The organism is Pseudomonas sp. UV AK001, from assembly GCF_046097675.1.
GTDB lineage: Bacteria > Pseudomonadota > Gammaproteobacteria > Pseudomonadales > Pseudomonadaceae > Aquipseudomonas > Aquipseudomonas kribbensis.
The window spans coordinates 241784-266522 of sequence record NZ_JBJUVZ010000011.1; the positions used below are offsets into that span (position 1 = coordinate 241784).

A 24739-nucleotide genomic window follows, 5' to 3' on the forward strand; every position below is an offset into this window, starting at 1 on the left:
CCGTGCAGGCGCCTAAAGAACTTCAAACACGATTCATGCCAGCTATCAGACTTTGGCGTCGAACAACACGTGGCTCGCGTTGGCGAGGCTGTCTGCCAGCTTCAGCGCTTCTGCGGAGGGGATCTGCCGTACGACTTCGCCCGTCTCGCTTGCAATCACTTTGACGATGACTTTCCCGGAATGCTCATCAATCGAGAACTCCAGATTGCGCTTGATCGACTGCACGAACTTCTCGATCTCCTGCACCGCCAACTTCAATTTGCTTTCATCCGTTTCCTGACTGTCTTTCACGGCAGTAACGGCATCAGCAGCCTGCGGCTTCGTTTCCGACGGCTTGTCAGTGACAGTATTGGCTGGTTTGGGAGCCGGATAAGTCACGTTAAGCTTTACGCTCATGTCCATGCTCATCACCTCTTAACGTGAAAAAGCGAGAGAGCACGCAAGCGCACTCCCCCGCCAAACTCATTCCGAAATTACTGAAGCAGCTTCAGTACAGCGGAAGGCAGTTGGTTGGCTTGAGCCAGAACAGAGGTCGAAGCCTGTTGCAGGGTTTGCTGCTTGGTCAGGTTAGCAGTCTCTGCGGCGAAGTCGGTATCTTGTACGCGACCTTGTGCAGCAGTGGTGTTCTCGGTGATGTTCTGCAAGTTCTGGATGGTGCTGGTCAGACGGTTTTGCGAAGCACCCAGAGCGGCGCGGGTGGCGTTGATGTTCGCAATTGCAGCGTCGATCGCGGTGATCGCGTTGTCGATGTTCGAAGCGGCGGCAGCCGAAGTAGCACCGGTCAGAACAACAGTACCGCTACCTACCGACAGGCTGACGGCGTCGAACTTGCCGCTCAGTACCAGGTCGATGTGGTTGGCGGAGCCAGTGTTGGCGCCAACTTGCAGGGTCACAGTACCAGCCGAACCGTCCAGCAGGTTTTTGCCGTTCAGGTTGGTAGCAGCCGAGATACGGGTGATTTCGTCAGACATCTGAGCGAATTCAGCGTTGGTTGCGGTCTGGTCAGCAGTGCCGTTGGTACCGTTACGAGCTTTAACAGCCAGTTCACGCATACGCTGCAGGATGTCGGTCGAAGCTTGCAGAGCGCCTTCAGCGGTCTGGGCAACGGAGATACCGTCGTTGGCGTTCTGGATAGCCTGGGTGTTACCACGGATCTGCGAGGACATGCGGGTAGCGATCTGCAGGCCAGCGGCGTCGTCTTTAGCGCTGTTGATTTTCAGGCCGGAAGACAGGCGCTGCATCGAAGTCGACAGAGCGTCGGAGGCGCGGTTCAGGTTTTTCTGAACGTTCAACGACGTGGTGTTGGTGTTTACTGTTAAAGCCATGACGAATTCCTCGTTGGTTGGGTACTGCGGCTTCCGGCCCTGGCAACCGCCGGGTATGGCCTAGAGAACCTTCGTAATAGTTATCGTCGGGTTTGCAGGTTGCTTGAGGGCTTTTTTGAAAATTTTTGCCATCACCCTGCCACCCCCGAGAAAACAAAGACTTAGCAGCACTTCACCCTCGAAAAAATGACGCCATAAAACCGTCCGCAGCGCAAACCTGCGGGCCAGTGCTGTCGGTGATCTTTTATGCCGAAGAACTTTCCAGCAGCTGGATTAATTCGTACTCCATGAAATCGGCAAGACCGAGCCAGTCCTGACGCTCCTGACAATCGAGCATTTGCGTGAGCAGGTGCGCCCACGACTGCTGCACATCGGGCGTTGCCGATATCAGCAAATGCTGCGCACCATCGAACACGTCCACCATGTCCAGCGCCGCTTCAACATCACGCCCCAGGCGAAACAGCCCGGAACAGCGTCGGCATTCGTCGACACAACCTTGCAGCGCACTCATTGCACGAACTCCTGATTGAAACGTGTCCCGGCAATCAATGCGCCTGAGCGGCTGCTGTTGAAAAACTCGACGTGCGGCTGACTGGCGATGTATCGCTCCAGCACACACAGATAACCGCGAAAATTGAGCTGCGTACTGACCCGCTCACCGAATCCGTCACGCACCCAGTGCCGCGCCTGATTCACCGATGGCCCCAGATCACCATCACTCCAGCCGGCGTGGGTCTTGTTCATCGGAAACGCGAAGTCGGCGCCAAACAGCGTGATCCGCGCCGCGCCCATCTTCACCGCCAGATCCACCGCCGGGTGAATCACACTGCCGCCCACATGCAACAGCGCCCTTGGGTGTTGCTCACGCAATGCCGCATAGACCGGGCTCAGCGAATAGCCGCCGTAGCGCTTGCCCTTCCAGGCTCTCAATACCTCAGGATCGCTCATGGGCAGATACACCAGCGGGATGCCGTCGGATTCTTCGAAAGGCAAATGCCGGAAGCTGATGCGCTGGTCGATGCTTACCACCAAATCGGGCACGATCCCGTGCTCACGCAGCGGCCGGTAAGCGGTATCGACGCAAATGAACAGCGGGCGCTCGTCTCGCTCGCGAATGGCGGCCAGTCGCTCGAAATGCTGCTCAAGGGTCGGCCCGGTGCCGATCACATAGATCTCCCGGCCAGCGCAGGTGCCGAACAATTGCGCCACGTCATCGTCAGCGAGCAACACCGGCAGGCAGTCCCGCAGACGCTGCTGAATGAAGGGCGACTGCGGATCGAACTCACGATTGTTGAAGCTCAGGTGCACTTCACTGACCAGACGATCGCGTATCTTCGCGCTGAAGTCGTCGGCCAGCAGCATTTCGGCGGGCAAGGCAAAGAACGGCGTGCAGATGTCCGGCAGGTCACCGGCGTACAGAAGCTCTACCCGGGGATCCTCCAGCCATTGCTGCTGATCAATCAATTGCAACACCAGGGCGAACAACGCGCCATTGAGGATATGCACATACAAGCGCTCGAGCCCGGTACGCTCCAGCAGCACGGTCGGCAAATCTCCGAGGCCGGTGCCATAGACGTGCAATCGCGGCTTGCCCGCAGGCAGGCTTTCGGCCTGAATCCGGGCCTCATGGACGCGGTCGTGACGGCTGGTGAGCTGAATGCCGTTGATGCTTAGTGTCGAACCCAGCCCTTGCGTCAGCTCGGCCTGGATCGTCGAACTGTCTTCGCTCATCAACCGTGCGAACAGCGCCGGCCAGCGGCGCTCGATGATGTCTGCGTTAGCCTGGAAAAACTCGCTCATGATGCCTCGCGCTCCATTCAGGCAAAAAAAATAGCGTTCAAGGTTAACCCTTGAACGCTATTTTTGTATCCGTCGTTTTTGGTGGGTTCAAGGACGATAGATAATCGCCGAACCCCACGAAAGACCGACGCCGAAGCCGCTGAGCGCCACTCGGTTCCAACTGGAATCCAGCGCGTGCTTCTCCAGCAGCAGCGGAATGCTCGATGAAACGGTGTTGCCTGTCTCGACCATGTCCTTGATGAACTTCTCCGGCTCGCCTTCGAAGCGCCGCGCCACGGCATCGACAATCGCCGCGCTGCCCTGGTGAATGCAGAACGCATCGATGTCATCGGCGTTGAGGCCGGAGTCGTCGAGCAATTCATGCAAGTGCGCCGGGACTTTCAACAATGCAAAGTTGAACACCTGGCGACCGTTCATGAAGAACACGCCATCGGTGACTTTCAGGTGCGGCGCACCCGAACCGTCGGTGCCGAACTTGGCCTTGCCCAGCGCCCAGACCGGGTCTTCACCCATCCAGGTCGCAGTGGCGGCATCGCCGAACAGCATGGTGGTGTTGCGATCTTCCGGATCGACGATTTTCGAATACGGATCGGCGGTGATCAGCAGGCCATTCTTCAGGCCGGCGGCTTCCATGAAGCCCTTGATCGCGTAGATGCCATAGACGTAACCGGAGCAGCCCAGGGAAATGTCAAACGCGGCGACGTTGGTTGGCAGGCCCAGTTTGTCCTGGACGATCGCTGCGGTATGCGGCAGGCCTTCTTCGTCACCGTTCTGGGTCACGACGATCAGCGCATCGATGGATTCACGCTTCAGTTCAGGATTGCTGGCAAACAGCGCATTGGCCGCTTCAACGCACAGATCGGAAGTTTCCTGCTCTGCGTCTTTACGTGGCAGGAAGGCCGAACCGATCTTGCCGAGGATGAATTCTTCATCCTTCTCGAATTTTGCACCTTGTGCGTAATTGTCCACGCCGGCTACAGGAACGTAGCTCGCAATGCTTTTTATGCCAATCATTACGGCTTCCCAATAATAAACAGCCCAATACCACCGCTCGCAAGGATTTCGAGGGGCGCCGACAAACAGAAAACGGCCGCCACAACGGGCAGCCACGGGGAGCGCAAAGGGCTATCACTGGAACCGCTAACGGGCCAGGCGCCATCTCCCCGGTCAATACAATACAGTGAAGATGCGCGTTATGACTCGCAGGTCACGCTATTTTGCCGAATCGGTGCAGATCGGGTTATTCGACCAGCGACCAGTCCAGCGGCGTGCCGCGTTTGATCGGCGCGCGCGCGCGGCGGCCGAGGACGGCATCGGTGTGCTTGGGCGGCAGGCCGAGACCGGGACGAATGGCGCGCAGATTGGCCGCCGTGAAGGGTTCACCGGCCGCCATGTCGGCCGTGACGTACAGCGACCGACGGTAAACCAGAGACTTTTTCTCAGCCTCGGTCACGCCGTAATGCACCTGGCCCATGGCCTGCCATGCGCGCTCGGTTTCGACCACCAGGCTGGCCATTTCCGCGGGCTCCAGCGAGAAACTCGCGTCCACCCCGCCCGCCGCGCGGTCGAGGGTGAAGTGTTTCTCCACCACGGTTGCGCCCAGCGCCACTGCCGCCACCGACACGCCGACGCCCATCGAATGATCGGACAGACCGACCTGACAACCGAACAGTTCTCGCAGATGCGGGATCGTGCGCACATTGCTGTTGAGCGGCGTCGCCGGGTAGGTGCTGGTGCACTTGAGCAGCACCAGATCCTTGCACCCGGCTTCACGGGCCGCGCGCACGGTTTCGTCGAGCTCGGCGATGCTGGCCATGCCGGTGGAAATGATCATTGGCTTGCCGGTCGCCGCGACGCGACGAATCAGCGGCAGATCCGTGTTTTCGAAGCTGGCGATCTTGTAGGCCGGCACGTCGAGGCTCTCGAGAAAGTCCACGGCGCTGTCATCGAACGGCGTCGAAAACGCGAGCATGCCCAGCTCCTTGGCCCGGGCAAAGATCGGCGCGTGCCATTCCCACGGTGTGTGGGCCTTTTCGTACAGATCGTAAAGCGACGTGCCGGCCCACAGGCTGTTCGGATCATTGATGAAGAATTCACCCTCCGCCAGATCCAGGGTCATGGTGTCGGCGGTGTAGGTTTGCAGCTTCAAGGCATGGGCACCGGCCTTGGCCGCCGCCTCGACAATCTGCAGGGCGACGTCCAGCGACTGGTTATGGTTGCCGCTCATTTCAGCAATGATGAACGGCGGTGCGTCGGCACCGATCAGGCGATCGCCAATCTTGAAACTGTTCATGAACGGTGTTCCTTCAAATCCTTGGTGAACGCGCAGGCACTCTGGGTGAACCCGGCGTCACGAAATATATTCAATGAGGCCCGATTGGCCGGCAAGACCTGTGCGCTGATCGCGGTCATCTGCGGCCAGTGCGTCGTGACGAACGCCTCGCCCTGTGTCAGCAGCGCCCTGCCCCAGCCGAGACCGAAACGCCCCTCCAGCAGATACAGCGAAACCTCGGCCTCGAAACCGCGCAGATCGTAGCGCAACACACCGACCGGCCCGTCATCGGCCTCGGCGATCAACAACAGCCGTTGAGGATTGCGCAGACTGGCGTTCAACCAGTTCAGATGCTGCGACCACTCGATCTCGCCGCTTTCCAGCGACCAGCGACGCACCGCTTCGGCATTGCGCCCGTCAAACAGCAACTGCGCATCGTCCAGTGTTGCCTCACGCACCTTGAGCACCGCGCCCGCCAATGCCGCGGCAACCCGCAATGCCCCCCGCCCGTCGACCAGTTGCCGCGAACGCTCGGCCAGGCTCTGCCGCAGGTAAAAATTATCGACGACAAAACCGATGGCATCACGCAGTTGCTCGACGCTGACCTGCTCCCGCGCGCCCATGAACACATGGGCCCCGGCCGCCGCCATCACCTCGCCGTTGGCCTGCTGGTTGTTCGATACCGCAATGCAGATCGTCGGCAGGCCCATGGCCGCGCGCTCCCAACTGGTGCCACCGCCGGCGCCGATGAACAGGTCGGCTTCAGTCATGCGTCGATGAAAATCGCTGACAAAACTGTGCAGGTGCCAGTTCGAGCGCGTCTCGGCCAGTGCCTGCATCTCTGTCCATGCCGGGTTGTCTGCACCGGCGACAAAGTCCACTTCAAGCCCGGAAAAATCCGCCAGCGCCCGCATCGCGTGATGGGTCTGGCGGGCAGCGTCGAAGCCGCCGAAGTTCACCAGCACCCGTCGTGCCACGGGTTTGATCTCGATGGCCGGGCCGCTGAACTCTTCGCGCAGCATGGCAAAGCGCGGACCGAGCAGCGTTAGGCACCCGGCCGGCAGCAGCGGCTGATAGTTTTCACTGAGGCCGGAGAGGTTCTGATTGAGCAGCAGATCCACGCTGTAGCGACGGGTCGCCAGATCGTCCACGGCGGCGATCCGTGGTGCGAAGCGCCGGGCAGCGGTCTGCCAGTGATGATCGAGGCCGTAATGGTCGGCGATGACCCAGTCGAATTCGGCCTGCCCTTCCAGCTGCGTCGCCAGTGCATCGATATCCGCCTGCCACGGCAGCATCGATTCGATGGCCTGCTCCGGGTCTTCACCGGCGTAGCGATCCGGCAACGCGAACGTCTCGAAGCCTTCGGCCTGCAACGCATCAAGCCGATGCCCCGGCAAACGACGACAGGCAAATGCCACGTGACTGCCCTGGACGCGCAACACCCGCGCCAGCGTCAGGCACCGGGCGATATGGCCGCTGCCAATGGTCGGCGAGGCGTCGGCGCGGATCAGCACTCTCATTGCAGCTCCCCGCCGGCCTTGAGTGCCGCGTAGAGATACTCGGCGCGTTTCCAGTCCTCGGCAGTGTCGATGTCCTGCACCAGATGCCGGGGCAGGATCACCGGCAGGCTGGCCGGCGAATACAGAATCTCGCCACGCAGCCAGGCCTCGCTGCGCCCCCAGTAAAACTGCCCGGCATCCTGAAAGGCAGCCGGGAGATCCTGCGATCGGGTATTGCGAAACTCGGGATACAACGCCGTCAGCGCGCCCTGCCCGTCGAGGGTCAATGCACGCTGCACCGGAAAGCCGAAATCGGTGACCGAAAACGCAAAGGACTTATCCGGATGCCGCCCCAGTAATTCATAACCCTCACGCAGGAACCGCGCCTGCAACAACGGCGCCGTGGCGTACACGCAGCAGGCGTAATCAAAGTGCGGCAGTTGCTGCAAGGCATGCACGATCACCGCTGCGGTGCCGGTGAAGTCATCGGCCAGCTCCGCCGGTCGCAGGAACGGCACTTGCGCACCATAAGCCTGCGCCAGCTCGGCGATCTCTTCGTCATCGGTGCTGACCACCACCTGCTCGAACAACCCCGAATCCAGTGCCGTGCGAATCGAGCGGGCAATCATCGGCACTCCGTCGAACGGTTTGAGATTCTTGCGCGGAATGCGTTTGCTTCCGCCACGGGCCGGGATGATTGCGAGGTTGCTCAAGGGCGTTTTTCCAGCAGGAACCAGGTTATGTCGTCCAGCGGAAATTGTGGATCACGGCGATAACCGAAGCCGTAATCCAGCAGTTGCAGATCCGGATAGCGATCGAGCATTTCCCCGGCGAAATCGCGCTTGAACAACTTGCCGCTGTTGCCGCGATAGGACACTTCCACCGGTGAGGGATTGTAGTATTCGGCGATCAGAATGTAGCGCTGGCTCAGTTCGTACAACTGCGCATAAGCGGTCGGCAACAGCTCCGGGGCCAGATGAATCAGCACGCCTTTGCTGAGCGTCAGATCGTAGCGGCGCTCACGGGGGAAATCGAACAGCGAGCCGTGCCAGATCTGTGCAATGTCCAGCGCCCGGGCCTGGGCACAGGCGCTGGCGTTGATTTCGACACCGAACAGCTCGCAGCGCGGCAACAGCTGACGCAGCGCCTGCAAGTTGTTGCCGGCGTTGGTGCCCAGCTCCAGCAAACTGTCGATACGCCCTGCCCGGGTCAGCGCCTTGGCGAACAACGCCAGATTGGCGGCCACCAGCGGTTGCCCGACGTTGCGGTCGACGTACTGGTTGCCGAATTCGCCCTGCCAGAATTGTTCCTGTTCGCTCAGATCACGCATTGCCGTTTTCCACCCACCGCCGCAGCGGCACTCATTCAGTCAATAGACGCAATTGCTCGACCACGAAATCCTGCTGTTGATCGCTCAGCAACGGAAACAGCGGCAAGCTGATCGCTTCGGCGTAATAACGCTCGGCTTCGGGGAAGTCTCCCTCGGCGAAACCCAGTTCACGATAGTAAGGCTGCAGGTGTACGGGAATGTAGTGCAGGTTCACGCCGATGCCGGCCGCGCGCAAGCCTTCGAACACCTGACGGTGGCTGAGGCTGATGCGCTCGGTCTGCAAGCGCACCACGTAAAGGTGCCAGGCCGATTCGGCGTCCGGCTGGATGCCCGGCACGGTAACCGGCAAGTACGCCAGCAAGCGGTCGTAACGTGCGGCCAGTTCCCGGCGACGGGCGATGAAGTCGTCCAGTTTGCCCAGCTGTGACAGGCCCAACGCGGCTTGCAGATCGGTGATCCGGTAGTTGAAACCCAACTCGACCTGCTGGTAGTACCACGGCCCGTGGCTGGGCTCGGTCATCTGCTGCGGATCGCGGGTCATGCCGTGGCTGCGCAGGCGTTGCAGACGCTCGGCCAGTTCCGGGCGATTGGTCAGCACCATGCCGCCTTCGCCGCTGGTGATGATCTTCACCGGGTGGAAGCTGAACACCGTCATCGCTGCGAATTCGCCACAACCCACCGGACGCCCGGCGTAGCTGGCGCCAACCGCGTGGGAGGCGTCTTCGATCACGGTGAAGTTGTAGCGCTCGGCCAGTTCGGCGATTCGCCGCATGTCACAGCTCTGCCCGGAGAACGCCACCGCCACCAGCACTTTGGGCAAGGTGCCGTCGCGCTCGGCAGCGTCGAGTTTGCTGGCCAGAACTTCGGCATCGAGGTTCCAGGTCAGCGGATCGATGTCCACGAAGTCAACGTCGGCGCCACAGTAACGGCCGCAGTTGGCCGACGCGAGAAAGGTGTTCGGCGTGGTCCACAAGCGGTCGCCCGCTCCCAGTCCTGCGGCCAGGCAGGCAATGTGCAGCGCCGCCGTGGCGTTGCACACCGCGACCGCGAAATCCGCCTGGCAACGCTCGGCCATCACCTGCTCGAAGCGCTCGATGGTCGGCCCCTGAGTCAGCCAGTCGGACTGCAACACCTCGACGACCGCGTCGATGTCCGTCTGGTCGAGGCTTTGCCGGCCGTAGGGAATCATACCGACAGCTTCGCGTGCAGGTCGGCGATCTGCCCCACCGAGAGGAAGTGCGGATTGGTATCGGAGCGGTATTCAAAGTCCTCGCCCACCGGCCGCCCGTGCTCGCCGAGTTTATCGACGGCAAAGTCGACATCGACGCTGGTGAAGCGGATCGACGGCTGGATGGTGTAGTGATCTTCGAACTCCAGGGTCATCCGCGCATCGTCCAGCGGCACCATCAGTTCGTGCAGTTTCTCGCCGGGACGGATGCCGACGTTCTTGTGCGGCAGATGTTCGGCCATGCCACGCGCCAGATCGACAATGCGGATCGACGGGATCTTCGGCACGAACACTTCACCGCCGTGCATCCGTGCAAAACTGTCGAGGACGAATTGCACGCCGTGATCGAGGGTGATCCAGAAACGGGTCATGCGCTCGTCAGTGATCGGCAGCTCTGTCGCGCCATCGGCAATCAGCTTGCTGAAGAACGGCACCACGGACCCGCGCGAACCCGCCACGTTGCCGTAGCGCACCACGGCAAAACGCGTCTGTTGCTCACCGGCGATGTTGTTGGCCGCGACGAACAACTTGTCCGACAGCAGCTTGGTGGCGCCGTACAGATTGATCGGACTCGCCGCCTTGTCGGTGGACAGTGCGACGACTTTCTTCACGCCGTTGTCGATGGCCGCGGCGATGATGTTCTCCGCGCCGTTGACGTTGGTGCGGATGCATTCGGTCGGGTTGTACTCCGCCGCCGGCACCTGCTTCAACGCCGCGGCATGCACCACGTAATCGATGCCGCGCATGGCCTGGCGCAGACGCTCGGCGTCGCGCACATCACCAAGGAAGTAACGCATGCACGGCGCGTTGAACGTCTGCTGCATCTCGTATTGCTTGAGTTCATCCCGGGAGAACACCACCACGCGCTTGGGCTGGTATTGCTCGAGCAGGCGAGCAATGAATTTGCGCCCGAACGAGCCGGTGCCACCGGAGATGAAAATCGATTTACCGTTGAACATGTCTTGAGTCCCGTTCCCTGTCGACCTAGGCGATCAACTGTGCCCAGTTCAGCGAAGCGCTTTCGTCCAGGACAAAGCCTTTGCCAATCAGGCTCAGGTTGGCGTTGTAAGCCGAATCGCCCGCGAACGCGCCAGACCATTTCTCACGCAATGCCTGAAGCGCTTGCGGCGTCTGCGCCTGTTGACCGGAATGAATCACCTGGACCAGCGGCGTCCAGACGGTGAGGAAACCGGCCTGGCCCGCCTTCAGGCACAGATCGACATCGCTGTAACCGTCGGCGAATGCCTGTTCATCCAGGCCACCCAACGCATCGAACAGTTCCTTGCGCACCATCAGGCAGACGCCCGATACCGCCGAGTAGTTCTGCTCCACCGCCAGGCGATGCATGTAACCGTTGGCGTCGTGCTTCTCACCGACAAAGGCAGAACCTACGCCGCCATTCAAGCCGAGAATCAGACCCGCCTGGGAGATCTTGCCGTCACGGTCGACCAGTTTCGCACCGACGATACCGACCTCCGGCCGCAGGGCATGATTGAGCAACTGCTCGATCCAGTTCGGGTTGACCACTTCACCATCGGCCGCCATCAGCACCAGGAACTCGCCCTGTGCCTCCTGGCTGGCAGCATTGCACAGAGCCACGTCGCTCAGGACCTGCTCGGCGCGCAGCACGCGGACCTTGGCGTTGCGCAGGGTTCCCAGCCAGTCATTGACGTCAGCCGAGAGGTTCGGATTGGCCGCGATCAACACTTCATAACGGGTGTAGCGCGTTCTGAGCAAAATACCTTCCAGGCAACGCTGCAGTGCTGGCAGATCATCACTGGCAGGCAGGATGACCGATACCAGCGGCTGCTCGGTGTGACGGTAGTCGACCTGATAGGTGCCAGGTTGCGTCGAGGTGATCTTGGCCTTGTAGCCGCGATTGCCCAGATGCCGCAGCAGGGCCTGACGCTCGTCGGCGTTTTCTTCCGGTTCCACTGCCCGGGAAATCAGCAACGGTTCATCGAGGTGCGCCAGACCATTGAGACCGCCCTGCTCGATGATGCGCAGCAGCAGATCGAACTCCAGCGCCTTGCTGAAATCGGCCTGATAGCCGCCGGCCTCGACCAGTACGTCACGACGGATCAGCCAGTGCCGCGCCATCTGCGCCGGCAGGCTTTGCAGCAGGTCAAGGTTGAAGCCCGGACGGAAGGCATCGATCAATGCGCCTTCGGCGGTACGCAGGATTTCATCGGTGGCCACGGCACGGCATTCACCGGCCGACATCAGTTCCAGGCCGGCGCGCAACAGACCGCCCGCAGTGAATTCGTCGCCCGCTTCTGCCAGCAGCAGCCAGTCGCAAGGCGATTGACGCACGCTCAGATTCAGCTTGTCGACGAAATTGCTCTGGGTGACCCGCACAAAGTGCAGGGTGTTCTGCGCGGTGGTTGCCGCCGGTGGCTCTCCGGTGGTGAATACCACCACTTTGAACGCCTTGCTGTGACCTTCGAGCAAGCTGTCCAGGGTGACCTGCAACTTGTCGATGTCGTTATCCAGATCGAGCAGGAAAATGCCGAACTGAGGACCGCCGCCGTTCGCCGCCAGGTGCCGGGCAATCGCTTCGGCCTGCTCGGTGTCGGGCTGACGCGCATCGAGCCACTTGAGCAAGCGGCCAGTGCGCATTTTGCTGAATGTCGCCTGATTGCCTTCCAGCAATGCCGCTTCCAGACGCGCATTCCACTTACGCAGCTTTTCAGCGTCCTCGTCTTCACCCAGCAACTGCAACTGAGCTACCAGACGTTTGATGACGGTACGGTTGAACACGTTGGCGTCGTGGGCTTGCCACAAACGGTCCACCACACTTTCCGGCGTGTCGTTGTTGCGGGCCAGCATCAGGTTTTCCTGGCGGGCCCAGATGCCTTCCAGCCCTTGCAACTGAATGCGGCCGGCCGGCATGGCGTGCAGCAGAAACTCGAACTGAGTCAGTTGATCGAAAAACGCCTGATTGTAGAACGGCATTTCAACGTATTGGCGCGGCCCGAAACGGCGCTGCGGGCCGGCTTCGATATCCGTCCAGGCCGACTCGATAATCAGCTCGGCGGTCAATGCCCGGCCGGTACGCAGGCTGTCGGCAAGGGCCTCGAAACTCTCCAGGACAAACTGTTTGCCCTGCTGTGGGTCCTGATGCTCGACCTGGGTCGGCAGGCCGGCCAGGAAAGTGGCGAAGGCTTCGCGCTCGGACACCGACTTGGCGTCCGTGTACGCCAACGAGTGGAAGATCTCGGTGTTGTGATCGGAGTGCTGGTAGTTGATTTCACGCACAACATAAGGGATCGGCAGGATACGTGCCTTGCCCCGCGCCAGCATGTAATAGGTGTGACCGACTTCCTGCCACTGGAAGATCGTGTCTTCGGGCATCGCCTTGTACCAGTCGCGCAGGACATCGGAGCGCTGCACCGCATAAAACGGCGGCAGGTACTGCGACATGTAATCCAGCAGACGATCCTGGGCACGATCGGACGCGTAGTCTTCGCAGACTTTCTTGTCACGCCGGTAGTAGCTCACGCCGTTGGCCAGCGTCAGGTACATCATGCTGTAGCCGTGGCACAGGCTGTAATCGGGATTGGCGTCCATGAAGGCAACGGCTTCGTGCAAGGCATCGTGCACCAGGAAGTCATCGTCGGCGGCGAACACCATGTACGGGGTCTGCAACTGCTCGATACCGTAGGCCAGCTTGGCGCGAATGCCCCAATAGCCGAACTGCGGAAGGTGCTGATAATCCACGTTGGTGAATTGCCCGGCGACGCCCGGCAGCGCCTCGGCGGACGAATCCAGCACCAGGATCCGGCACGGCAGCGTGCTGTAGAAACGCACGGCCCTGCGCAGAAACGCCGGGCGTTCGTGAGAGATCAGCACAACGGTCAACTGGTCGTTGAGTGCCACACCGTGTTCAGAACTGTTCTTGCCTTGCATATTTTCCCCACAAGCGGCGAGTCGCCGAAAACTCTGCGTTGTTTGTCGATTAACGTACGCGGCGCAGATAACCATCCGGCGCGACTGTGATCAGCAACTTGCTGTGAATGGCCTGGTCGATCTCGAAATCGCGGTTCTCTTCCAGGTACGCCCACACGGCGGTTTTCGGGTTGTCACCCTTGCCCCACGGACGATCCGGAAAGGCGTCTTCCGGCATGTCTTCGACCACGGTGTCCATGACCACGCAGTAGCTGCCCACCGACACCAGCGGTGCATAGAGGCGCAGTTCCTCGAGGACGTGCTCGTGGGTATGGTTGGAGTCCAGCACCACCAGCACCTTCTTGCCCTGCACGCGCTCGCGGACCTGGTCGACGATGGCCTGATCGATGCTCGAACCCTGGATCATGCTGATGCGTTTGAACATCGGATGCGCTTCGATGGCTTCACGGTTGTGCTGACGAATGTCGATGTCGACGCCCAGCACTTCACCATGACCGATCAGCTCCAGGATCGATGCGTAGAACACCAGCGAACCGCCGTGGGCGATACCGGTTTCAACGATCACGTCCGGACGCAGGTTCCAGATGATTTCCTGCATGGCGACCATGTCCTGCGGGAACTGGATGATCGGCCGGCCCATCCAGCTGAAGTTGTAGGTGTATTTGTGCTTTGCGGTGGTGCCGACCCAGTCCAGGGACTCGGTTTGCAATGCTTTGTCTTTCTGCAGGCCTTCGATGTTGGCCTTCACTTCTTCGCGAAACTGCTCATGTGGATTCATTGCAACTCTCCAAAAATTCGGGAAACGGCTTACTTGAACACCTTGGCGTCCGGGTAAGGCACCGTGTTGTTCTTGATGATCCTGGCGGGATTGCCCACCACGACCGAAAAATCCGGGACATCTTTCGTCACCACGGCGCCCGCGCCGATGGTCACCCAGCGGCCGATGCGCAGGCGCGGCAGGATCGTGGCGTTGGTACCGATAAAGGTGCCGTCACCGATTTCCACGCAGCCGGCGATACAGACGCCGGGCGCCATGAACACCGAATGGCCGATCCGCCCTTCATGCCCCACCACGCTGCCGGCGCTGATACTGGTGTTGTCGCCAAGTTCGACTTCGGCCTGCATCAACACGCCTTCCTGCAGGTAACTGCCCTGCCCCATGCGGATCATGCTCAGGTCGATGCCGGGATGGATGAACTGGCCCAATTGCGCGCCGGCCTCTACCAACTGGCAGGTGGTTTCGTAGCGTAAACGGGTACTGCCGGTGATCAGGTTGACGAAGCGCACGTCCGGTCCATTGAGCTCAGCCACCCGCTCCGACCCGCCGACCACCGGCACGCCGTAAAACAGCGTGCCGTGCTTGCGCGGATCGTTGTCGAGAAACGCAAACTCGATGTTCGGCGTGCTGCGCTTGACGGCCTGCAGCATGCGCACTGCTTCCGGGTTGGCAGCGCCCAGCAGATACATCTTCACGATGCGTTCCCGCTGGCCAGCAAGTCGAGCACCACTTGCACCACGCGCTGCTGATCGGCGTCAGTCATTTCGTGATAACTCGGCAGATTGAAAGCCCGCTCCGGCAGGGCAAAGGACACCGGGGTGTCAACGTTGTGCTCGCTGAACATCGGCAGCGTCGACAGCGGCCAGAAAAACACTCGGGCATCGATGTCGGCGGCCTGGAACGCCGCGATCAGTTGCTCGCGATGGATACCGGTACCGGCATCGAACACCACGGTCGGCATCCAGTAACCGTTGCGCCCGTGAGCCGGCTCGGGATTGAGCGACACGCCCGGCACGCCTTCCAGCGCCTGCGCATAGTTGGCAAAGATCGCCCGCTTGCGCGCGATCAACTCTTCGATCCGCTCGACCTGCGCGCAGCCGACCGCTGCCTGCAGGTTGCTCATTTTGTATTTGAAACCGACGAATTCCGGCCAGAACTGCTTGGTGCAACCCGCTACACGGCCATGATTGGACAGGGTCAGCACGCGCTCATACAAGGCCTTGTCCGAAGTGACGAACATGCCGCCCTCGCCAGTGGTCATGGTCTTGGTGCCATGGAACGAAAACGCTCCGAAAGCCCCCAGCGAACCGGCAGCCTGGCCACGCCACTGCGAGCCGATGGCTTCGGCGGCGTCCTCGATCACCGGAATGCCGAACTCCTTGCCGATGGCCAGCAAGGCATCCATGTCGCAAAGATTGCCGTAGAGGTGCACCGCAAGAATGGCTTTGGTTCGCGGAGAAATGGCGTTCCGGACCTGCTGCGGATCAAGGCACCAGCTGTCGGCCAGGACATCGACAAACACCGGCGTGGCACCCAGGTAGGTGATCGGTGCTGCGGAGGCGATCCAGTTGGTGTTGGCCAGGATCACTTCGTCGCCGGCACCGATGCCCAATGCCGCCATGCCCATGTGCAGGGCACCGGTGCAACTGGAAGTAGCGATCGCGTAGGTCGACCCCAGATGCTCGGCGAAACCGTGTTCGAAACGGGTCAGGTATTCGTAGCAACGCGCGCCCCAGCCGTTCTGCACGGCGTCCTGGGCATATTGCGCTTCGAGTTCGCCGACACTCGGTTTGGTGTAGTGAATTCTGCTCATTGAATGATCAACTCCGGAACGGCGACGACAAAGCGTGCGCCCCATGCTTTGGCCGACGACAACTGCTGCGTCACTTCGCTCAGCAGATTCCACGGCAGAACCAGGATGTAGTCAGGCCGCTCTTGCGCAATGCGCTCGGGCGCCACGATCGGAATGCGGCTGCCCGGCAGGCACTTGCCCTGCTTGTGCGGGTTGGCATCGGCGACCCAGGCCAACAGATCCGGCTTGACCCCGGCGTAGTTGAGCAAGGTGTTGCCCTTGGCGGCGGCGCCGTAGCCGACCACACGCTTGCCATCGGCCCTGGCCTGCAACAGGAAGCGCAGCAGGTCATGCTTGATGCGTTCGGCGGCCGGCGCCAGCGTGGCGTAGTACTCAGTGGTTTTCACACCTGCGTCGAGCTCGGCCTGCAACTGCTGTTGCACCGCTGGCTGCACGGCGCGGCGTTCGCCATCCTTGCGTTGCACGAACACCCGCAGCGAGCCGCCGTGGGTGCTCAACTGGCTGACGTCGAACACTTCCAGGCCGTTGCGCTCACACAACGTCTGCACAGCAGTCAGGGACAGGTAGGAATAGTGCTCGTGGTACAGCGTGTCGAACTGCGCGCCGGCCATCAGCGTCAGCAGTTGCGGGAATTCGAAGGTGGCGACGCCGGTCGGCTTGAGCAGCGCGGCGAAACCACCGAGGAAGTCATTGATGTCCGGCACGTGGGCCAGCACGTTGTTGGCCGCCATCAGGTCGGCGGCCCAGCCTTCGCTTTTCAGCTGTGCGGCGGTGGAGCGACCGAAGAACAGCTCACGGATCTCCAGGCCTTTTTCCCGGGCAGCCTGTGCGGTGCTGCGGGTCGGCTCGACGCCCAGGCACGGGATGCCGCGAGCGGCGACGTATTGCAGCAGATAACCGTCGTTGGCGGCGACTTCCACGACCCGACTGTCGGCGGTCAGACCGAAGCGCTCGACCATATTCGCCACGTAACGCTCGGCATGGGCCAGCCAGGTGCTGGAGAACGAGCTGAAGTAGGCGTACTCGGCGTCGAACAGGCTGTCGGCACTGGTGTAATCCTCGGTCTGCACCAGCCAGCATTGCTGACACACGGCGACCTTCAGCGGCACCCATTGCTCGGCCTGCTCCAGCCGATCGGCATGCACGTAGGCGTTGGACGGTGGCGAGGTGCCGAGGTCGATCAGCGGCAGACTCAACGGTGCGGCGCACCCACGGCAATTCATAGACGCACTCCAGCAAAGTGTTGATCGAGCGCGGGATGGCTGGAATCACGCGCTGACAAATTATTGACAGGCAACGGCCAGGCAATCGCCAGCCGTGGATCGTTTACCGACAGCCCGCCCTCGTGCTCCGGCGCGTAATCGGCGCTGTGCAGATAAAGCAGCTCGGCATCGTCGGTGAGGGTCTGGAAACCGTGGGCGAAGCCGGCGGGGATCAACAGGCTGCGACCGTCGCCGGCCTTCAGATGCTCGGCGTGCCAGTGCAGGAAGGTTTCGGAATCCGGACGCAGGTCCACCGCCACGTCCCACACTTCGCCGCGCAGGCAGGTGATCAGTTTGGCTTCCGGGGCGTTGGCGTTCTGGTAATGCAGACCGCGCACACTGCCCTTTTCACGGGTGCAGGAATGGTTGATCTGGCGGATGTGAAATTCGTTGCCGAACGCTTTCAGACTGCCCTCGCAGAACAGCCGGGCGAAATGCCCGCGCTGATCTTCGAAGCGTTTGTGCTGGACGCTGAACAGACCGGCCAGCGGCAACTGCTTCAAGGAAAATTCGCTCACAGCGCGCCCCGGTACAGGTTCAGTTGGCCGAGGGTCACGGTGCGCATGTCGTCACCGTTCTGCCAGGCCAGGTGCCAGTCGAGGGTCTGGGTCAGGCATTGCTGCAACGACCAGCGTGGTTGCCAGCCCAGCACTTGGCGGGCGCGGCTGCTGTCCAGGCGCAGCAGGCCGGCTTCGTGCAGTTCGCTCGGTTCGATGCGCAGACCACGAGCCTGAGGCCAGCGGTTGGCGAGCAGCTCAACCACTTCGCCGACGCGGCACATGTCCGCTTCGCCCGGGCCGAAGTTCCACGCCCCGGCGTATTCCGGACCTTCTTCGTAGAGCCCGGCAGCCAGTTGCAGGTAACCGGCCAGTGGCTCCAGTGCGTGTTGCCATGGGCGCACGGCTTGCGGGTAGCGCAGGGTCACCGGCTCGTCTGCCGACCAGGCTTTCAGTACATCGGGAATCAGCCGTTCAGGGGCGAAGTCACCGCCGCCCAACACGTTGCCGGCCCGTGCGGTGGCCAGGGCCAGACCGTGCTCGGCGTACTTGTCGGCCGGGAAGAACGATGCCGCATAAGACTGCGCCAGCAACTCGCAGCAAGCCTTGCTGCTGCTGTAAGGGTCGTGACCACCAAGGGCTTCGTCTTCGCGGTACGGCCACAGCCATTCCTTGTTGGCGTAGACCTTGTCGGTGGTCACCAGCACACAGGCGCGCACGCAACCGACCTGACGAATCGCTTCAAGCAGATTGAGAGTGCCCATGACGTTGCTGGAATAGGTGCCGAGCGGATCGCGATAACCTTCGCGCACCAGCGGCTGGGCCGCCAGATGCAGGACGATTTCCGGCTCGGTGTCGGCGATGATCTCAAGCAAGGCGCCGAGGTCACGCAGATCACCGCGCTGATCGTCGATGCCTTCGTGTACCCGCGCCAGTTCGAACAGGCTCGGCTCGGTCGAAGGATCGAGGGAGAAACCGCTGACTTGCGCGCCGAGGCTTTGCAGCCACAGGGTCAGCCAGCTGCCCTTGAAACCGGTATGACCGGTAACCAGAACCCGCTTGCCGCGCCAGAACTCAGGACTCAGGCCCATTGCTTCCATGGGGCCTCCCCGCTCTGCCACAGCGCTTCGAGATGGTTCTTGTCGCGCAGGGTGTCCATTGGCTGCCAGAAACCTTCGTGCTGGTAGGCCAACAGTTCACCGCGCTCGGCCAGACCGTCCAGCGGACCGGATTCCCAAGAGGTCGAATCACCTTCGATCAGCGGCAGGACTTTCGGTGACAGCACGAAGAAACCGCCGTTGATCCAGCCACCGTCACCCCGCGGTTTTTCGGTGAACCCGAGGACCCGGTCACCGTCGCGATCCAGAGCACCATAGCGGCCGGGTGGCTGCACGGCAGTCACTGTAGCCAGCTTGCCGTGGGTCAGATGGAAGTCGACCAGTGCGCTGATGTTCAGATCCGAAACGCCGTCGCCATAGGTGAAGCAGAAGGCTTTTTCGTCTTCCAGATAGCGCGAAACCCGGCGCAGACGGCCACCGGTCATGGTTTCCTCACCCGTGTCCACCAGCGTCACGCGCCATGGCTCGCTGTAGTTCTGGTGAACGTCCATGCGGTTTTCACGCATGTCGAAGGTCACGTCGGAAGTGTGCAGGAAGTAGTTGGCGAAGAAGTCCTTGATCGCGTAGCCCTTGTAGCCGAGGCAAATCACGAAGTCGTGAATTCCGTGGGCGGAATACTGTTTCATGATGTGCCAGAGAATTGGCTTGCCACCGATCTCGATCATCGGTTTCGGCTTGAGGTGCGACTCTTCACTGATGCGCGTGCCCAGGCCACCCGCCAAAATAACTGCCTTCATGGTCTCCCCTCTCGTTCGTCACAGGGCTGCGCGCGGCTTTCCAAGCTTTGCGGCCGTCTGGCTAAACCTTTCTGCCGGTCCGGGCGCCGGGGCAATGGCCGCGAGCGCTCGTTTTATGGCGATTTGAGGGGGACTTGCAGGAAACGCGCCAGCTCCACAGGCACTGCGTCGGTGGGGACACGGGCATGAAAAAAGGGATGAGTCCGTTGCCGGCCTCATCCCTTTCATCGAGCGGCTTCAATCAATCGGATCAACCGAACAGGGCAAATCCATCGGTAGCGGCTGGCAGGGTGAACGCGTGGCCGTCTGCGGTCTGGATGTGTTCGATGTTGTTGAAACCCGCATACCAGCCTGCCAGTTTCACGCCACCGGTCGGCGCACCGACACTGCCGTCATTGGCGCTGTGCAAATAGGCGTCGTCGCCGATACGGGTCACGTTCAACTGGCTGGCGTTGGCAATGGTGTTCAGGATCAGGGTGTCATTCAGGCTGGTGCCGCTGTCCTGAATCACCACCAGACCGGAGGTGTTCACCACGTAAGTATCATCACCGTCACCGCCATTGGCGAAACCACCGGAGGTCTGCTGGCCGGCAAGGTTGAGAATCAACCGGTCGTCACCCTCACCTCCGAACAACGAGTAGCTGCTGCCCTTGCCGGTCAATACGTCGTTGCCGATACCGCCGATGGCGCTGCCGTTGACCACCGTCACGGTGTCATTGCCGTCTTCACCGAATGCGTTGGTGCCCAGATCGTTTTCGGCACTGACAATCACATCATCGCCCGCCCCGCCATACAACTGATCGGCCTGCGCATTATCGGCCACACCTTCAAGGCTGAACGGTCCGATGTCGGATACCAGGCCGCCGTAGATAACGTCGTTGCCGTCACCGCCATTGATCAGATCGCTGCCGCGCCCGCCTTCCAGGTAGTTGTCCGCTTCGTTGCCGGTCAAGGTGTCGTCGAAATGACTGCCCATCACGCCTTCGACATTGGTCAGCGTATCGCCCTGTGCATCGCCACCCAGGTTGATGCCGGTCTGCAGATTGATCTCTACCGCCGAGGCACTGGTGAGATACCAGACGTTATCGATGCCGTCGCGACCATCGATCACATCACCGCCGCCACCACCGATGAACGTTTCGTTGCCGGCCGAACCGATGAAGAAATCAACGTACTGACTGCCCTCGATCAATTCGATGCTGGTGTATTCAGGCATCGGGTCCCAGGGCTTGTAGGCTGAACCGCTCAGGTCGATCGTCATCGGCATGAAGGCGTATTTGAAACTGAGCAGATCCTGCCCCTGTCCGCCATCCAGGCCGAAATACCAGGCCATGCCGGTCGCGTAAAAGGTGTCGCTGAAGTCACTGCCACGGATGATCTCGATGTTCTGGAACGTATCGCCGTCAGCGATCCCCGAGAATTCCTGGGTTGCCCAGTTCAGCGTCATGGCAACCGTGCTGTCGCCGTAGCTGAGCACATCGATACCGTCGCCACCGTCAAAGGAGTCGCCTTTGGCTCCGCCGTACAGCACGTCGTTGCCACTGCCGCCGACGATCGTGTTCCAGGTGTCGTTGCCGTAGCCGGTAAAGTCGCCGGTCCCGGTGTACGTCAGGTTTTCAACGAACGGATCCAGGTGCATCACGGACAGCGTGGTGTAGACCTGATCGGTACCGCCCATGAAGCCCTCGACTTCTTCGATGGTCACACCGGTGCTGTTGATGATGTACACATCGTTCCAATCGCCACCGGCCAGGGTCACGCCACCGATGTTGGCGGTAAACTGATCGGCATTGTTGGTGCCAATGATCTTTTCGACATTGCGAAAGGTGTCGCCCACTGCATTGATACCACTGCCGATCTCGATGCTGACGGGCCCCGCGCTCCATTGGTAGCTCACCGTGTCGTAGCCATCGGAACCGTCAATGATCATCGACCCTTCGGAGCGATAGATCAGATCGTCGAACTTCGAACCTTCAATGGCTTCGATACCGGTGAAGGTGTCTCCGTAGGCAATGGTCAATCCGTCGTAGTTGGTCCAGTCGGCGATTCTCACCCCTTCGAGACTGTCGCTGTAGCTCACGGTATCGAAACCTTCGCCACCCACGAAGTGATCCGCCCCGTCACCGCCCCACATCCAGTCGTTGCCGGCACCGCCAACGATCTCGTTGTCGGTGTCACTGCCATAGGCCTTGAAATCACCTGTTCCGGTGAACGTCAGTTTTTCGATGAAGGGATCCATCTTGATGGTGTTGAGGCTGGTGCGCAGCTCGTCGTAACCGCCGTAGCTATCTTCGATGATGGTCACGCCTTCGCTGCCGACGATATACACATCGTCACCCCAGCTACCGTCCAGCGTCACACCGGCAATGTTGCCGGTGAAGGTGTCGTTGAAAGATGTGCCGATGACTTTCTCGACGTTGAGCAAGGTGTCGTGCTTGCCCTCGGCACCCGTGACAGTCGACGCGTCATTGCCGATCTCGACACTGACGGCCGAAGACAGTACGCGATAATCCGCCGTATCAAACCCCTCCCCACCATCCAGTACGTCCGATCCGGCACTGCCAATCAGTTGGTCATCCGACTCCAGTCCATAGAGTTCATCATTGCCATCGGTGCCCACCAGGTAATCCACGTCACTCGTTCCATTCACTACTGACATTTGTTTCTTCCTTGCGTTGTTGTTGAACCGGATACCGTCAAAGAGCGCTGAGCGTCAGCTTGCTGAAAATAAACTTCGAACCCATGACTCCGGTCATTTCAAACGACGTCGCAGGGAAGGAATCGACTCGAAAAAAAATAAAAAAACAGGCGATCCGGGATCGCCTGTTTTCAATCATCAATGCCCCCACCAAACCATCGTGAAGGCATTTGTCCTGCTATCAACCGAACATGGCGAACCCGTCATTGCCGGTTGGCAGGTTGATGAACTTGCCGTCAGACGTCTGGATATATTCAATATTGTTGAAACCGGCGAACCAGTCCTTCAGTCGCACGCCGTCTTCCGGAGTCTGGCCTTCGAAGACGCTGTACTGATGCAGGAACAGGTCATTGCCGACCCGGTCAAGCAACAGTTGCTGAGTACTGATGTTCGTCAGGATCAACTTGTCGCCGGAACTGGTGCCGGTGTCCTGAATGGTGACCAGTTTCGTGGTATTGACGATGTAGGTGTCATTATCCTCGCCGCCGAACGCCGAACCCGGACCACCTACCAGAACCAGTTTGTCAGCACCCGCGCCACCGAACAGCGAGTAGCCGGCGCCAATCCCGGTCAGCAGATCGTTGCCCTCACCACCGTCAGCCATGCCATACCCCACGGTAATGGTGTCATTGCCGGCTTCACCAAAGGCCTGGGTGCCTCGGTCATCGGTGGCGGCAACGATGACGTCGTCGCCATTGCCGCCATACAGAAGGTCAGCCTGCGGCCCACCTGCTGCGACATTCACGGCGAACGGTCCGAGCTGGGTGTACAGGCTGCCATAGATGACATCGTTGCCATCCCCGCCATAAATGACGTCGTTACCCAGACCACCCTCCAGACCATTGGCGGCAGCATTGCCGATCAACGTGTCATTGAAGTTCGTCCCGATCAGACTCTCGACATTGATGAAGACATCGCCCTCGGCATCACCACCCTGGCTGACACCGGTCTGCAGGTTGATATTCACGGCAGTGGCGTTGTTGGCGTACCAGACCGTGTCGATGCCTTCACGACCGTCGAACACGTCGGCACCGGCTCCACCCACGAAGTTGTCGTTGGCGGTGGAACCCAGGAACGTGTCAGCGAAACGAGTGCCCTGGAAGATCTCGATCCCGGCGAAGGTATCGCCCGCGGCATCGCCGGCGTTGGCGTTGGTTTTCAGGTCGATGGTGACCGCGCTGTCCGATGACTCATAGCTGACCATGTCCAGGCCAAGACCGCCGTTGATTGCGATTGCCGCAGAATTGCCGACGAAGATATCGTTGTACTTCGAGCCCGTCATTGCCTCGATGCTGTTGTAGGTGTCGCCTGCTGCGATCCCCGAGTTGACACCGGTTTTCAGGTTGATGCTGACGCCCGTTGTGCTGTCGTCATAGGACACGGTGTCCATGCCTGCGCCACCGATGAACTGGTCGGCACCGCCACCACCATAGAACACGTCGTTGCCGTTGCCGCCGGTGATGATGTTGTCGCCGGCGTTGCCCCAGCCGGTGAACGCAGCCGTCCCGGTGTAGGTCATGCGCTCGACGTTGGCTGCCATCGTGTGGGTATTCCAGCTGACGCGAATCTCGTCGTTGCCGCCACCTTCCTGCTCGATGATCGTGACGCCGCCACCATTGACGTAGTAGATGTCATCGCCGGCACCGCCCTCGAAGGTCGCGAAGCTGACAGCCGCTGCGGTGAAGGTGTCGTTGAAGGCCGAGCCAACGACTTTCTCGATGTTGGTCAGCGTCACACCTTGCGAATCACCACCAACACCCGCCAGGCTGGTGCCCGGGCGAATGTCGACGTTCACGGCAGCGGATGATGTCGAGTAATCGACCGTGTCGAAACCGGCACCGCCATCCACAGCCGGGATCCGGTTATCGACCACGAAGGTGTCGTTGTAGTTGGAGCCCGCGATGGTCTCGATACTGTTGTAGGTATCGCCTGCTGCGATCCCCGAGTTGACTCCGGTTTTCAGGTTGATGCTCACCGCCGCCGCACTGTCGCCGTAAGACACCGTATCCATGCCCGCACCGCCGAAGAACTGGTCGGCACCGCCACCGCCATACAACACGTCATTGCCGTTGCCGCTGGTGATGATGTTGTCGCTGGCGTTGCCCCAGCCGGTAAACGAACCGGTGCCGGTGTAGGTCAGACGCTCGACGTTGGCCGCCAGCGTGTGCTCTTTGTAGCTGACACGCACTTCATCGTTGCCACCACCAGCCTGCTCGATGACGGTCACGCCACCGCCGTTGACGTAGTAGATGTCGTCACCGGCACCACCGTCGTAAGTGGCGAAGAGGTAGGCGTCGGTCGTGAAGGTATCGTTGAAGGCCGAACCGATGACTTTCTCGACGTTGGTCAGCGTCACACCTTGCGAATCACCACCAACACCCGGCAGGCTGGTGCCCGGGCGAATGTCGACGTTCACGGCAGCGGACGACGTCGAGTAATCGACGGTATCAAAACCTTCACCGCCATCGACGCT

At 60.6% G+C, this 24739-nt stretch carries 21 protein-coding genes; all 21 read right to left on the reverse strand.

The genetic code is table 11. The annotated features are described in order from the left end of the window. Nucleotides 1–45: 45 nt before the first annotated feature. Nucleotides 46–402 (reverse strand): flagellar protein FlaG, encoded by a 357-nt coding sequence (locus tag ACKLNA_RS25930; RefSeq protein ID WP_085733754.1) that lies wholly within the window; start codon nt 400–402, stop codon nt 46–48. 71 nt (nt 403–473) lie between these two features. Further along, nucleotides 474–1325, reverse strand: coding sequence for a flagellin domain-containing protein (locus ACKLNA_RS25935; RefSeq protein WP_064594348.1), 852 nt, complete (start codon nt 1323–1325; stop codon nt 474–476). A gap of 244 nt (nt 1326–1569) precedes the next feature. Beyond that, nucleotides 1570–1836, reverse strand: a complete 267-nt coding sequence (locus ACKLNA_RS25940; protein WP_408987520.1) for a hypothetical protein — start codon at nt 1834–1836, stop codon at nt 1570–1572. After that, nucleotides 1833–3125, reverse strand: a complete 1293-nt coding sequence (locus ACKLNA_RS25945) for a motility associated factor glycosyltransferase family protein (protein ID WP_408987521.1) — start codon at nt 3123–3125, stop codon at nt 1833–1835. Before ACKLNA_RS25945 ends, ACKLNA_RS25940 begins: the two co-directional genes overlap by 4 nt. A gap of 87 nt (nt 3126–3212) precedes the next feature. Next, nucleotides 3213–4139 carry a ketoacyl-ACP synthase III gene (locus tag ACKLNA_RS25950; RefSeq protein ID WP_085710450.1) on the reverse strand — a complete coding sequence of 309 codons (927 nt, stop codon included), beginning with the start codon at nt 4137–4139 and terminating at the stop codon, nt 3213–3215. A gap of 226 nt (nt 4140–4365) precedes the next feature. After that, entirely contained in the window at nt 4366–5418 is a 1053-nt protein-coding gene (gene pseI / locus ACKLNA_RS25955) for a pseudaminic acid synthase (RefSeq protein ID WP_408987522.1), read from the reverse strand. Further along, entirely contained in the window at nt 5415–6917 is a 1503-nt protein-coding gene (gene pseG / locus ACKLNA_RS25960) for a UDP-2,4-diacetamido-2,4,6-trideoxy-beta-L-altropyranose hydrolase (RefSeq protein ID WP_408987523.1), read from the reverse strand. The genes pseI and pseG overlap by 4 nt, the downstream gene beginning before the upstream one ends. Next, a complete protein-coding gene (gene pseF / locus ACKLNA_RS25965) occupies nt 6914–7609 on the reverse strand; it encodes a pseudaminic acid cytidylyltransferase (protein ID WP_408987524.1) in 696 nt (231 codons plus the stop codon). The genes pseG and pseF overlap by 4 nt, the downstream gene beginning before the upstream one ends. Then, nucleotides 7606–8226, reverse strand: a complete 621-nt coding sequence (locus ACKLNA_RS25970; protein WP_408987525.1) for a pseudaminic acid biosynthesis-associated methylase — start codon at nt 8224–8226, stop codon at nt 7606–7608. Before ACKLNA_RS25970 ends, pseF begins: the two co-directional genes overlap by 4 nt. A 31-nt stretch (nt 8227–8257) precedes the next feature. Continuing rightward, nucleotides 8258–9415, reverse strand: coding sequence for a UDP-4-amino-4,6-dideoxy-N-acetyl-beta-L-altrosamine transaminase (pseC, locus tag ACKLNA_RS25975; RefSeq protein WP_408987526.1), 1158 nt, complete (start codon nt 9413–9415; stop codon nt 8258–8260). Continuing rightward, nucleotides 9412–10413: a UDP-N-acetylglucosamine 4,6-dehydratase (inverting) gene (gene pseB / locus ACKLNA_RS25980; RefSeq protein ID WP_085710442.1), complete on the reverse strand. Its 1002-nt coding sequence runs from the start codon at nt 10411–10413 to the stop codon at nt 9412–9414. Before pseB ends, pseC begins: the two co-directional genes overlap by 4 nt. A gap of 25 nt (nt 10414–10438) precedes the next feature. Beyond that, a complete protein-coding gene (locus ACKLNA_RS25985; RefSeq protein WP_408987527.1) occupies nt 10439–13363 on the reverse strand; it encodes a TIGR00180 family glycosyltransferase in 2925 nt (974 codons plus the stop codon). A gap of 49 nt (nt 13364–13412) precedes the next feature. Beyond that, the gene (locus ACKLNA_RS25990) at nt 13413–14141 is read right to left on the reverse strand and encodes a cephalosporin hydroxylase family protein (protein ID WP_085733765.1); all 729 of its coding nucleotides are present in this window, start codon (nt 14139–14141) and stop codon (nt 13413–13415) included. Nucleotides 14142–14170: 29 nt separating this feature from the next. Then, nucleotides 14171–14836 carry an acetyltransferase gene (locus ACKLNA_RS25995; protein ID WP_119428837.1) on the reverse strand — a complete coding sequence of 222 codons (666 nt, stop codon included), beginning with the start codon at nt 14834–14836 and terminating at the stop codon, nt 14171–14173. Then, on the reverse strand, nt 14833–15954 hold the full coding sequence (locus tag ACKLNA_RS26000; RefSeq protein ID WP_408987528.1) for a DegT/DnrJ/EryC1/StrS family aminotransferase: 1122 nt from the start codon (nt 15952–15954) through the stop codon (nt 14833–14835). The genes ACKLNA_RS25995 and ACKLNA_RS26000 overlap by 4 nt, the downstream gene beginning before the upstream one ends. Beyond that, on the reverse strand, nt 15951–17177 hold the full coding sequence (locus tag ACKLNA_RS26005; RefSeq protein WP_408987529.1) for a methyltransferase domain-containing protein: 1227 nt from the start codon (nt 17175–17177) through the stop codon (nt 15951–15953). The genes ACKLNA_RS26000 and ACKLNA_RS26005 overlap by 4 nt, the downstream gene beginning before the upstream one ends. Further along, on the reverse strand, nt 17174–17734 hold the full coding sequence (gene rfbC / locus ACKLNA_RS26010; RefSeq protein ID WP_408987530.1) for a dTDP-4-dehydrorhamnose 3,5-epimerase: 561 nt from the start codon (nt 17732–17734) through the stop codon (nt 17174–17176). The genes ACKLNA_RS26005 and rfbC overlap by 4 nt, the downstream gene beginning before the upstream one ends. Further along, on the reverse strand, nt 17731–18813 hold the full coding sequence (gene rfbG / locus ACKLNA_RS26015) for a CDP-glucose 4,6-dehydratase (protein ID WP_408987531.1): 1083 nt from the start codon (nt 18811–18813) through the stop codon (nt 17731–17733). Before rfbG ends, rfbC begins: the two co-directional genes overlap by 4 nt. Further along, nucleotides 18795–19568 (reverse strand): glucose-1-phosphate cytidylyltransferase, encoded by a 774-nt coding sequence (rfbF, locus tag ACKLNA_RS26020; protein WP_085733770.1) that lies wholly within the window; start codon nt 19566–19568, stop codon nt 18795–18797. Before rfbF ends, rfbG begins: the two co-directional genes overlap by 19 nt. A 250-nt stretch (nt 19569–19818) precedes the next feature. Then, complete coding sequence (locus tag ACKLNA_RS26025; RefSeq protein ID WP_408987532.1) at nt 19819–22227, reverse strand: calcium-binding protein; 2409 nt, start codon at nt 22225–22227, stop codon at nt 19819–19821. A 220-nt stretch (nt 22228–22447) separates the two neighbouring features. Next, nucleotides 22448–24739 (reverse strand): beta strand repeat-containing protein (locus ACKLNA_RS26030; RefSeq protein ID WP_408987533.1); only part of this gene is annotated, 2292 nt, incomplete at its 5' end.